Genomic DNA, 14,015 nt, shown 5'->3' with positions numbered 1-14,015 from the left:
GGAAGTGAAACAAATCCGCAACGCTGGCCATCCGTTGCATTCGATGCTCCGAATCAATGGGCGTGGATCACGTCCTACGGCTGGCGCGTGCGCGCCTGCGGTGGCGGTGCTCAGGGAGTTGTGCATCAACAGCGGCAGAAGGAGTGATTGATGAAGTCATTGGCCACGGATCGCGTCGACCAATGCTCTTCCGGTGAGTTCCCGGCACAACCATTCCCACTGTCACCAGCGCAAACAGGCCTCTGGTACGCCCAACGTATCCGCCCGGATGTCCCGCTGACCATCGCGCAGTATGTCGAGATCCACGGAGACTTGGACGTCGGACGCCTGCTGTACTCGATCGAGCGGTTCGGCCTCGAAACGCAGGTCGGACATGTGCGGCTGATCGAGATCGATGGTGTTCCACATCAGGTGATCGACCACAGCCGCCGCCCGGGCTGGGGCCGGATCGATCTGCGCGACGAGCCCGATCCACACGCTGCCGCGCTGCGCTGGATGAACGAGCACGCCAGCTCCCCGATCGATTTCGAGCGCGATCCACTGACCACGAACATCGTGCTGCGGACCGGTGAATCCGACTACATCTGGTATGCGCGCGGCCATCACATCGTGATCGACGGCTACGGCGCGATGAACGCGCTCACCCGTACCGCGGAGATCTATACGGCGGTGGAGAACCGCACCGAACCCGAAGCATCCCGGGCCACATCGCTGGCCAAAATCTATGCCGACGAATCCACATACCGCGACTCCAGCCGATTCCGCAACGACCGTGACTATTGGCTCGAGCAATTAGCGGGCGCGGGTGGACCGATGACTCTGTCCAGCGTGAACGGCCTCACCGCCGCCCCCGACGCGGGGCGGCGGCGTGCTTGTGCGGTCCTCGACGACCGCGCCGAGGCAGTCATGACCGCCGCCACCGCCGCACTCGAGACCAACAGCTCGACCATGTTCGTCGCCGCACTGGCCGCCTACGTCAGGTCGGTGACCGGCAATCCCGACGTGGTGCTGAGCCTGCCGGTCTCGGCGCGGACCACGGTCGCGCTGCGCCGCTCCGCCGGCGTGGTCTCGAATGTGGTGCCGATTCGGGTGCGCTTCGATCCCGACACCACAGTGCGCGATGTTGTGCGCACCGCCGAATTGCAGATCACCGGCGCGCTGCGGCACCAGCGCTACCGGCACGACGACATCCGCCGCGATTGTGGCTACTCCCGCGATGCACGCGGATTCTTCGGCCCGATGGTCAACATCATGCTGTTCCACGATGAGTTGAAGTTCGGCAGTCTGGTCGGCTCGCTGCATGTGCTGGCCACCGGCCCGGTCGAGGACCTGTCGATCAATCTGTACAACGGCGAGGGCGGTCGCATCCATATCGACTTCGAGGCGAATCCGCAGCTCTACGCGGAGTCCGAGGTCATCGCGCACCACACCCGGTTCCTGGACTTCCTGACCCGATTCTTCGCCGCCGAACCCGATACACGTGCCGCGAGTCTCATCGCCATCACCGATGACGAGCACGAGCGCGTGGTGCACACCTGGAACGCCACCGGGACAACCACGCAGCAGGGGACCCTCCCGGGCCTGTTCACCGATCGCGCGATGATCTGCCCGGATGCGGTCGCACTCGAATTCGGTAACGAGACACTGACTTACCGCGAAATGGATGAGCGTGCCAACCGGTTGGCCCGACTGCTCATCGCGCGTGGCGCTGGCCCGGAAAAGGTGGTCGGACTGTACCTGCGACGCAGCATCGAGCTGGTCGTCGGCATGTACGCGATCATCAAGGCGGGCGCTGCGTATCTGCCGCTGGATGCGGATCACCCCGTGGAGCGGATCGAACAGCTCCTCGAACAGGCCGATCCGGTCTGTGTATTGACCGCGGCCCGAGACGAACTCGCGCTGCCCGACGGCGCGGACGCAGTGGCGATCGATACCGTCGACCTCGCGGATTTCGATGCCCACCCGATCACCGACACCGACCGTCTCACCCCCCTGCGTGCCGATCATCTCGCATACGTGATCTTCACCTCCGGCTCGACCGGAATGCCCAAGGGCGTCGGCGTGACCCACGCCGCGATCGTCAACCGGTTGCGCTGGATGCAGCACGAATATCCGCTCGGCGCCACCGACGCGGTGCTGCAGAAGACCCCGGCCACCTTCGACGTTTCGGTCTGGGAGTTCTTCTGGCCCTTGCAGATCGGCGCCCGACTGGTCGTCGCGACGCCCGACGGCCACCGCGACCCGGGCTACCTAGCTCGGATAATCGCCGAAAAGTCCATTACCGTAGCGCATTTCGTGCCATCCATGCTTTCGGTGTTCGTCACCGACACCGACGTGCGCGGCTGCACCACGCTGCGCCGAGTGTTCTGCAGCGGTGAAGCGTTGCCCGCGGCCACCGTTCGTGATTTCCACGCCGCCCTGTATGGGCCGGAACTGCACAATCTGTACGGGCCGACCGAGGCCGCCGTCGATGTCACCTATTGGCGGTGCCCGGCCGATCCGGATACCGTGCCGATCGGCTCGCCAGTGTGGAACACCCAGACCTACGTCCTGGACGCACAGTTGCGGCCGGTGCCGCCGGGGGTCGTCGGTGAGTTGTATCTCGCGGGCGTCCAATTGGCGCGCGGTTATCTCGGCCAATCCCGGTTGACCGCTGAACGTTTCGTGGCCAACCCGTTCACCCCCGGCACCCGGATGTACCGCACCGGCGATCTGGCCCGCTGGCAGGGCGTCCCGGACCTTCGCGACCATCGAGGTGCCTCGGGTCGGGGTGTCCTCGAATACCTGGGCCGCAGCGACTTCCAGGTCAAGATCCGCGGTTTGCGTATCGAACTCGGCGAAATCGAGGCGGCACTGCTGGCCGACGAACGGGTCGCCCGTGCCGTCTGCGTCGCCCATCACGGCCGCACCGGCGACGAACTCGTCGCCTATGTTGTTGCCGTACCCGCCTTTTCGGGCGTTCTGGACAGTACCGCACTGCTGAATGCCGTGCGTCGCACGCTGCCCGGCTACATGGTGCCCTCGGTGCTCATGCTGCTCGACGAACTACCGCTGAGCGCGAACGGGAAGATCGACCGCAAGGCGCTGCCCGAACCCGTTGCCGCCCGCCCGTCCGGCCACCTCACCGCCGAACCACGCACCGAGGTGGAACGGGTGCTCGCCAGAATCTTCGCTGAAGTGCTCGACATCGACGGAATCGGTGTCGAGGACGGCTTTTTCGATCTCGGCGGCAATTCGCTGATCGCCGCCCGCGCGGTCGCGCGGATCAATGCCGCCCTCGGTACCGGCCTGACCATTCGCGACCTGTTCGAGGCCTCGACCATCGCCGCGTTGATCGAGCGCTTCGCCACGCACAATCCGGATGCGTCCTCTCCAAAGCTGGTACCGGCCGAACGGCCGCAACGGATCCCGTTGTCGTTGGCACAACAGCGCCTGTGGATTCTCAACCGCTTCGCCGAACATGCCGCCGCCTACAACATGCCGCTGGCCGTCGATATCGATGGACCCATCGATATCGACGCGCTACGTGCCGGACTCGTCGATGTGATCGAACGGCACGAATCCCTGCGCACCACCTTCCCGGATACGCCCGAGGGGCCGTACCAGCTCGTGCATCCGGCCACCGACATCCCGCTCACCCTGGATCCGATCGACGCGACCGGCGCCGACGTGCGCGCACTCGCCGAGGAGTTCGCCGGATACGGCTTCGATCTGCGTAGCCAGGCCCCGATCCGGGTGGCCCTGTGGACCACCGGACCCGATCGGCACGTCTTCCTCATCGTACTGCACCACATCTGCGGTGACGGTTGGTCGATCGCACCACTGGCCAGGGATCTGATGTCCGCGGTGGCCACGCGTGCGAAGGGCATAGCACCACAGTGGAATCCGCTGCCGGTGCAGTACGCCGATTTCGCCCTGTGGCAGCGTGAGCTGCTCGGCGACGAAACCGATCCGGCGAGTGCGCTGAGCCGCCAGCTCGCCTACTGGCGCTCGGCCCTCACCGGTCTGCCGGACCAGCTCGACCTGCCGCTGGATCGCCCACGTCCGTTGCGTCGCTCGACCGACGGCGGCCGGGTCGAGTTCACCATCCCGCCCGAGATCCGGCGTGCCGCAGGCGAACTCGCCGCCAGCCTCGGCGTCAGCATGTTCATGGTGCTGCATGCCGCACTGGCTACTCTGCTCGCGCGGCTGTGTGCGAGCACTGATATCGCCATCGGCACGCCGATCGCGGGCCGCTCGGATCCCGCACTAGACGATCTCGTCGGCATGTTCGTCAACACCCTCGTATTGCGGACCGAGGTCGATCCGGCCGCCGGATTCGATCAGATGCTCGATGTGGTCCGCGAAACCGATCTCAATGCCTTCGCCAATGCGGATGTGCCGTTCGAGCGGCTGGTCGAACTCGTCAACCCGGAGCGCTCCGCCGGCAGGCATCCACTGTTCCAAGTGATGCTGTCCTATGACCGCGCACCGGATTTGAGTATCGATCTGCCCGGTGTGCGGGCGCAGGTGCTGCCGATCGCCGCCGATATCGCCAAATTCGATCTGCAGCTGGAACTGCACGACAGCCTCGGCGACGGTCCACTGCCCGCCGAATTCGGCTATGCCACCGACGTTTTCGACAAGCGCACTATTGAAGCGTTCGCCCGGCGCTTCCTCGCTGTGCTCAGTGCCGTCGTCGTCGAGCCCCATCGCCCGGTCGGTGATCTGGAGATCCTGGACCTGCGCGAGAACGCGAAACTCGTACCGATAGCCGGTGCCCCAGGCGAGCCCGCGATTACCTTGGCGCGATTGTTCACCGACATCGCTGAGCGGCTGCCGGATGCGACCGCTGTGCGCTACGAGGGCGTCGATACCAGCTATCGCGAACTCGACGAGATGTCGAACCGGCTGGCGCGCACGCTGATCGAACACGGTGCCGGACCCGAGGTCGTGGTGGCCATCGCCTTGCCACGCAGTCTCGATTCCATCGCCGCCATCTGGGCGGTGGCGAAAACCGGTGCGGCATATGTGCCGATCGACCCGAGCTACCCGGCCGAGCGAATCGGACATATGATCGCCGATTCCGGTGCCATGCTCGGGCTGACCGTTCCGGAATCCCTGGCCACTATGCCCGCCTGGCCCGCCGCGCGCGGTAAGCACCGCAAGCACGATGTCGATTGGCTGGTGCTCGGGTCCGAGGAGTTGGCCGCCGAATCCGCCCGCCACTCAACCGATCGCGTCACCGATGCGGATCGCCACTATCCGCTGCGCACCAGCCATCCGGCCTATCTGATCTACACCTCGGGTTCCACCGGAAAGCCGAAGGCCGTGGTCGTCACTCACGCCGGTATCGCATCGCTGGCACAGGAGCAGATGTATCTGTTCGGTGTTACGGATTCGGCACGTACTCTGCACTTCTCCTCACCCAGCTTCGACGCGTCGGTGCTGGAGATACTGCTCGGGTTCGCGGCGGGCGCCACCATAGTCGTCGCACCCGCGGGCATGTACGGCGGTACCGAACTCGGCGATCTGCTGCGCACGGAGCGGATCACCCATGCCTTCATTACACCGGCCGCGCTGGCCACCGTGCCGGATGACAGACTCGACGAGCTCGAGGCCGTCATCGTCGGCGGTGAGGCGTGCTCGGAGGAACTGGTCGAACGCTGGTCGGCCGAGCATCGCATCCATAATATGTACGGACCTTCCGAGGCGACCGTCGCCGCCACCGCCAGCGCTGCGATGCAGGCGGGCCGCCCGGTGCCGCTCGGCATGCCGGTGCGCGGTATGCGGCTGTTCGTGCTGGACGCTCGACTGCATCCGGTGCCACCGGGCACCCCGGGCGAGCTCTACCTGTCCGGTCCCGGGTTGGCCCGCGGCTATCTGGGCCGATACGGCCTTACCGCACAGCGCTTCCCGGCCAACCCGCTGGGCAGGCGCGGTGAAAGGATGTACCGTACCGGTGATCTCGTGGTCTCGGATCCGACCGGCCAGCTGCGCTTCCTCGGACGCGCCGACGACCAGATCAAGATCCGCGGCTTCCGTATCGAACTGCGCGAAATCGACCATGTACTGCGCGCCCATCCGGGTGTGAACGCCGCGCTCACCGTCGTGCACACCGACGAATACGGCCAGACCCGCCTGGTCTCGTATGTGACAGCGGAAGAACCGATCGATGCCGCCGATATCACCGAGACCGCACGCCAGCGGCTGCCCGGTTATATGGTGCCCGCCTCGATTGCCGTACTGGACGAGATGCCCGTCACCCAGGCCGGGAAGCTGGACCGAAAGGCCCTGCCCGCACCGGTTTTCGCGGCCGCGGGTTCCTCGCGTGCGCCGAGTACACCGCTGGAACAGCGCGTTGCCGCCGCGTTCGGCGAAGTTCTCGGCCGCCCGATGACGGGCGCGGAGGACAGCTTCTTCGACGTGGGCGGCAACTCCCTGCTGGCCACCCGCCTCGCCGCCGCATTACACGCGGAATTCGGCGTCGACCTGCCCGTTCGGCTGATCTTCGAGGCGCCGACGGTCGCGGGCTTAGCGGAACGGATAACGGAAGCGCCCCGGACGCAACGGGCGGCGCTGGCTGTGCATACCCCGCGTCCGGGACGCATTCCATTGTCGCTGCCGCAGCAGCGACTGTGGTTCCTCAATCGATTTTCACCCGAATCGAGCGCGTACAACATCGCATTCGTCATTCGGATCGACGGCGATCTGGACGCGGATGCGCTGCGCGCGGCGTTGACTGATCTGGTCGAGCGGCACGAGGTGCTGCGCACCGTCTTCCCGGAGGACAATCTCGGCGCGCGGCAGTCGGTGCTGCCGACGGCCAAGGCCATGCCGGTGGTCGAGCCGGTGGCGACCGATGAGAGCGCCGCCGAGCAGGCACTTCGGGCCATGGCCCGTACCGGATTCGATCTCACCAAAGACATTCCGCTGCGGATCAGCTTGCTGCGCATCGAGTCTCGGCGGCATCTGCTCGGCATCGTGCTACATCACATCGCCGCCGACGGCTGGTCACTCGGCCCGCTGACCAGGGATCTGGCCGCAGCCTACATGGCAAGGCGGAAGGGTGTCGCACCCAGTTGGACGCCACTTCCGGTGCAGTACGCCGATTTCGGGCTGTGGCAGCGCGCCTACCTCGGTGACGAGGCCGATCCGGAAAGCCTCGCGGGCGAGCAACTCGCGTACTGGCACACCGCACTGGCGGATCTGCCCGACGAACTGCCGCTGCCCTACGATCGTCTGCGGCCGGCCGAGCCGACGCAGCAGGCCGGATCGGTGCGCTTCACGGTGCCCGAGCCGATGCGGCGGGCACTGGCCGAACTCGCCCGCGAACACGGCGTCAGCATGTTCATGGTGCTGCGCTCGGCCCTCGCGGTCATGCTGCGGTTCATTACCGGCGGGCGGGATATCGTGATCGGCACGCCGGTCGCGGGGCGCACCGATACGAAGCTCGACGAGCTGGTCGGCATGTTCGTCAATACGCTGGTGCTGCGCTCGGACGTCGACCCGGATATTCCGTTCGCGACGCTGCTGCACGCGGACCGTGATAACGAACTGGCCGCCATGGCGCATGCGGATATTCCGTTCGAGCGCATCGTCAAGGAGATGGGTCGTGAGGCGGCGCGGGGCAGCAGTCGCCAGCCGCTGTTCCAGGTGGCGCTGACGGTGCAGGACGGTCCGGTTCCCTCGCTCGAACTGCCCGACCTGGCGTTGCATGCCGAGGAATTGGATATCGCGCTGGCCAAATTCGATCTGGAACTGCGGGTCGGTGCCGGCGCCCGCGACGCCGGAGCGGACGCGTCGGCGCGCGCCTTCGAATTCGTCTATGCCGCAGAACTTTTTGATGCGGTAACGGTCACAACGATGGCCGATCGGTTCCTCGCGGTGTTGGCGGCCATTACCGCCGCTCCGCAGGTGCTGGTCCGCGATATCGACGTGCGCACCGAATTCGAGCGACGACAGCTCACCCCGGCTACCGGCGGCGCGACAACGCCGCAGTGCACATTGGGCGCTTACTTCACTGCCACCGCGCATATGCATCCCCAGCGCACGGCGATCCGCGCGAGCGGCACCTCGCTGACCTACGCCGAGGTCGACGCGCGCTCGAATCGGTTGGCACGGGCGCTGATCGAGCGCGGGCTCGGCCCGGGTGACCGGGTGGCACTCGGCCTGACCCGCTCGGTCGACTCGGTTATCACGATGCTCGCGGTCGCCAAGTCAGGCGCCGCATTCGTGCCGGTGGATCCGAACTATCCGGCCGACCGTGTACGGCACATGCTGGTCGACTCCGGGTGCGAGGTGGGTGTCACGCTGGCCGAGCATGTCGAGCGGCTGCCCGCGACCGCGGGCACCGACTGGCTGCTGCTGGACGCGCCTGAACTCATCGAGGAACTGGACGAATTCGACGATTGCCTGGTCGACGACTACGAACGCCATCGTCGCGTCGAGATCGCCGACCTGGCCTATGTGATCTACACCTCGGGCTCGACCGGCACACCCAAGGGCGTGGCCGTCACGCACAGCGGGCTGTCGAACTTCGGTGATGAACTCCGCGAGCGGATCCGGATCGACAAGGATTCGCGCACGCTGCACTTCTCCTCCCCGAGCTTCGACGCGGCCATTTTGGATCTGCTGCTCGCCATCGGCTCCGGTGCGACCATGGTGATCGTCCCGACCGATGTCTACGGCGGCGATGAACTGGCCGCGCTGATGGAGCGCGAGCGTGTCACTCATACGTTCATCACCCCGGCCGCGTTGGCCACTATTGATCGGCAGAAGTGGTCATTGCCGAGCCTACGTGCGCTGATGGTGGGTGGCGAGGCCTATGGTCCGGAGTTGGTGGCCCGCTGGGCACCGGGACGACAGATGCGCAACGTATACGGCCCGACCGAAACCACTGTCGTCATCACCATCTCCGATCCGATGGCGATCGGCGAACCGATCACCGTCGGAACCCCGGTGCGTGGTGCGCGGGCGCTGGTGCTGGACGAGCGGCTGCGTCCGGTGCCGGTCGGCGTTCCCGGCGATCTGTACCTGGGCGGACTCGGTGTCTCGCGTGGATATCTCGACCGGTTCGAGCTCACCGCGACGCGATTCGTCGCCGATCCTTTTGGACCGCCGGGGTCGCGGATGTACCGCAGTGGTGATGTGGTGCGCTGGAATGCCGCGGGCGAAATCGTCTACCTCGGGCGCAGTGACCATCAGGTCAAAGTGCGTGGCTTCCGCATCGAACTCGGCGAGATCAGCAGTGCGCTCGCCGCGCATGAGCACGTGCGATTCGCGCACACCGAGGTGCGCCATATCGCGGGCGCGGATCGGATCGTCTCGTTCATCCAGCCCGCCGACGACACCACACCGGATATCGACGCGGTGCGCGCCCATGTCGCCGAACACCTTCCCGCGCATATGGTTCCGGCGAGTATCACGGTGCTGGACAGGATTCCGCTGACCCCCACCGGCAAATTGGATGTCGCCGCACTGCCCGAACCGCAGCTGATGGTGCGCACGGCCCAGCGGGCACCCGCGACCGATGCCGAGCGGCTGGTAGCCGAGGTGATGGGTGAGCTGGTCGGTGTCGAGGACGTGAGCGCCGAGGACAGTTTCTTCGATATCGGCGGAAATTCGCTGCTGGCAACCCAACTGGTGGCTCGGCTGGCGGCGGCGACCAATATCCGGCTCGAGGTGCGCACCGTCTTCACCAGGCCGACGGTCGCCGAACTCGCGACGCTGCTCGATTCCGGATCCGGTGCGGATACCCGGCCGGAGCTGGTGCGCCGCGATCGTCCGGAGCGGATCCCGTTGTCGGCGGCTCAGTATCGACTGTGGTTCCTGAACCGGTTCAACCAGGTCGGGGACGGCGCGGGGGATGTCGGCGGCGCCTACAACATCCCGGTGCTGCTGCGGTTGCGCGGCGAGCTGGATACCGATGCGCTGACCCGGGCACTGCAGCATGTCCAGCAGCGGCACGAGACGCTGCGGACGGTGTTCCCGGAGGTCGATGGCGTTCCCACGCAGCAGATTCTCGATCCGGCCGATGCGGCCGTCACGATGTTGCTCGCGACCATGCGGCCGTCCGAAATACCCGGCGCGGTACAGAGTTTCGCGACTCCGGGATTCGATCTCGCCACGACCGTGCCGCTGCGCGCCGCGCTGATCGAGGTCGACCAGGACGGATCGACTGACGCGAAATCAAGGGCATCGAGCGAGCACGTGCTGGTGCTCGTCGTCCACCACATCGCGATGGACGGCTGGTCGCTGGCACCCCTGGCCGCGGATGTGGCCACCGCCTATGCGGCCGCATGCGCGGGGAAGACGCCGGACTGGCCGGATTCGGAGATCCAGTACGCCGATTACACGCTCTGGCAGCAGGACATGCTCGGCACCGAGGACGATCCCGATTCGGTGGTCCATCGCCAGCTCGACTACTGGCGCGAGACCCTGAACGGAATTCCGGAGCTGCTGAACCTGCCCACGGACCGGCCGCGTCCGCCCGCGCTGAGCTATCGCGGGGGCATCGTGGAGTGCCCGATCGACGCATTGACCCATCGGGAACTGCGCACGATCGCCACCAGCAATAACGTCAGCATGTTCATGCTGCTGCACGCCGCGCTCGCGATACTGCTGCACCGGCTGACCGCGACCGACGACATAACCGTCGGCACGCCGATCGTCGGTCGCGGCGGCCACCCCGAGCTGGATCGGATGGTCGGCATGTTCGTCAACACGTTGGTGCTGCGCACCCGGATCGATCCGGACGCCAGTTTCACCGACCTGCTGCACGCCGTGCGCGACACCGATCTGGACGCGTTCGCGCATGCGGACCTGCCGTTCGAGCGGCTCGTCGAGGTGCTGAATCCGGTGCGCTCGCAGGCCCATCACCCCATGTTCCAGGTGATGCTCTCGGTGCAGAATCACCCGGTGCGGGTGCTCGAACTGCCCGGACTGCGCATCGAGTCCGAGGATGTCGACACCGGTATCGCGAAGTTCGATCTGCAGTTCACGCTGACCGAATCCGAATCCGGCACAAGGGAAGCCGCCGGCATCAAGCTGTCGGTCAACTACGCCAGCGATCTGTTCGACGAGGAGACCGCACAGCGGCTCGGGAGGCGACTGGTCCGGCTGCTCGCCAGCGTCGCCGCGAATCCGACTACCGCCGTTGGTGATCTGGAACTGCTCGATCCCGCCGAATGGTCCGGGCTGGCCCCGGTGCGCGGCGCGGAGGCGGACCGGCCGGTCACCTTCCCCGAGGTGTTCGAGGCCGCGGCGAATATCGATCGCAAGGCCATCGCGCTGCGTTCGGGCGATACCGAGGTGAGCTACGACGCGCTCGACCGGTGGACCAACCGGCTGGCGCGGGTGCTCATCGAGTGCGGGGTCGGACCCGAAACGCTGGTGGCGCTGGGGATTCCGCGTTCGGTCGAATCGGTGGCGACGATGCTCGCGGTAGCCAAGGCGGGGGCGGCATTCGTGCCGGTCGATCCGATGTATCCGGCGCAGCGGATCTCCCATATGCTCACCGATTCCGGTGCGGCACTGGGGATCACGCTGGCCACGCACCGCGACCAGATGCCAGGCGATGCCGAGTGGATCGTGCTCGACGATGCCGAATTCCGTGCGCGAGTGCTGGATACCTCCGATGCGCCGATCGGGATGGGCGAGCGGACCCGTGTGCTGCGGGTGGACAATCCGGCCTACGTCATTTACACCTCCGGCTCGACCGGTACACCCAAGGGTGTCGTGGTCACCCATGGTGGCCTTTCGAACTTCGCGGCGGAGACCGCGGAGCGCTTCGAGGTACACACGGGTTGCCGGGTCCTGCATTTCGCGACACCGAGCTTCGATGCCGCCATGCTCGACCTGCTGCTCGCGCTCGGTGGTGCGGCGACGCTGGTGATCACGCCACCGGGTGTGGTCGGCGGCGCCGAACTGGGCAGGGTCTTCATCGACGAGGGGATCACGCACGCGTTCATCACCACCTCCGCACTCGGCACGGTCGATCCGACCGGCGTCACCGAACTGGCGCATGTGCTGGTGGGCGGCGAGGCGCTGCCGCCGGAGCTGGTTACGCGCTGGGCGCCTGGGCGCAATCTGTACAACGTGTACGGGCCGACCGAGACCACCATTGTCACGGTGATCTCCCAGCCCATGACGCCGGACGGACCGATCACGATCGGCGAGCCGATCCGCGGCGTCAACGCGACCATCCTCGATGGGCGGCTGCATCCCGCGCCGGTCGGGGTGACCGGTGAACTGCATCTGGCGGGTAGTGCGCTGGCACGAGGTTATCTGAACCGTCCAGGGCTGACCGCGCAGCGGTTCATCGCGAATCCGTACGGCAAGCCGGGGGAAAGGATGTATCGCACCGGCGATCTCGTGCGCTGGTTCGGCTACAGCTGCGACTCGGCTCGCGAAATCGAATACCTCGGCCGTACCGACCATCAGGTGAAGATCCGCGGCTTCCGCATCGAACTCGGCGAGATCGACGCCGCGCTCGCGCGGCACGAGGCGGTCGAGTTCTCGACGACCATCGGTTATCGGACTCCCGCCGGTGCGACGGCGCTGGTGTCGTATGTGAAGCCGCGCGATGGCGTAACGCTGAGCGCTGCCGAGCTCACCGAACATCTCGCCGAGCGGGTGCCGAATTACATGGTTCCGCAATCGATCATGCTGATCGACGAGGTACCGCTCAGCCCAGTCGGCAAGCTCGACCGAAACGCTTTGCCGGAACCGGTCTTCAGCGCAAGCGAAGGCTATCGGGCGCCGACCACTCCGACCGAGGCGCAGCTGTGCGCCGCCTTCGCGACAGTGCTCGGTGTCGAAGCGGTGGGTGTCGACGACGGATTCTTCGAACTCGGCGGCAACTCCCTGCTGGCCACCAAGGTCGTGGCAGAGTTGCGCGCCAACGGTATCGACATCCCGGTTCAGCTGATGTTCGGCGAATCCACCCCGGCCGCCATCGCGGCCCGGCTGGACGGAGCCGGACACCCCGGTGCGGCCATCGCCGCGACGCTGGAGCCGGTACTGCCGATCCGGGCCCGCACCGCCGCAAGCCGGCATCCGCTGTTCTGCATCCATCCCGCGATCGGACTGTCCTGGTGCTACTCGGGCCTGCTCGCGCATCTGCCCGCGGAGCGCCCGGTGTACGGATTGCAGGCGCCGCATGTGGCGGGCGAGGACGGGTTCGATTCGATCGGCGAGGCCGCGGAAAATTATGTGGCGCATATCAAGTCGATCCAGCCCGAAGGGCCCTACCACCTGCTCGGCTGGTCGTTGGGCGGCCTGATCGCGCACGAGGTGGCGGTCCAACTGCAGGATGCGGGCGAGCAGGTCGCGCTGCTGTCGATGATGGACAGCTACCAGCTCACCGATGAATGGCTCGAGCATGCGATCCCCACGGTGGCCGAGATCATCGGCGAATTCGGCAGTGACGCCGATGACGTCGAACTCGACCCGCGCATGACCTTGCGCGACGCCGCCGAACTGCTGCGCTCGCGTCCCGGCCCGTTCGCCGCCCTGACCGTCGAACACCTCGAGCGCCTGTACGCGGGCTATACCAATGGCACCGTCCTGGCCCACAGCTTCCGCCCCCGGAGCTTCGACGGTGACGTGCTCTTCTTCACCGCGGCCGATGACGAGATCAACCACACCGACCCGACCCGCTGTGCCGCGGCATGGGAACCCTTCGTCACCGGCACGATTCACAACCACGACCTGCCCTGCAAACACTCGGCCATGACGACACCGGAATCACTCGCCATCATCGGTCCGGTGCTCAACGAGCACCTGGAAGGCGCACCAGGGCAGGAGGCACGGTCGTGAGAGAGCGTTTCGAACAATCCATCGACACAACGCCCATATACATCGATGAAACCTGTTGTCACCGAAGCGGGTTCGCGCGCGATGGCGCCGACGACCGCACGGGCAGGGACGCCGGTGCCGAGGGCAGGAGTAGGAGCGAATCGTGAGTGAGCGTCAGCGAGTGAACCATCAGCACAATGCGGAGCAAGCCGAAGCCGGCACGGCCCGAGTGCGGG

The 14,015-nt window shown here is 66.2% G+C and carries 1 protein-coding gene; it reads left to right on the top strand.

Features of this window, described 5'->3' with window-relative positions:
• Positions 1–150: 150 nt before the first annotated feature.
• Positions 151–13,800 carry an amino acid adenylation domain-containing protein gene (locus tag ACIBG0_RS34630; RefSeq protein WP_397038498.1) on the top strand — a complete coding sequence of 4,550 codons (13,650 nt, stop codon included), beginning with the start codon at positions 151–153 and terminating at the stop codon, positions 13,798–13,800.
• Positions 13,801–14,015 lie beyond the last annotated feature (215 nt).

The sequence above is a fragment of the Nocardia sp. NPDC050630 genome (genome assembly GCF_044457245.1).
Taxonomy (GTDB): Bacteria; Actinomycetota; Actinomycetes; order Mycobacteriales; family Mycobacteriaceae; genus Nocardia.
This window is presented reverse-complemented; position numbering and strand designations above follow the sequence as displayed.

Coding starts and splice junctions, on each gene's coding strand:
- ACIBG0_RS34630 (WP_397038498.1), top strand. CDS start 151: ATGAAGTCATTGGCCACGGATCGCGTCGACCAATGCTCTTCCGGTGAG.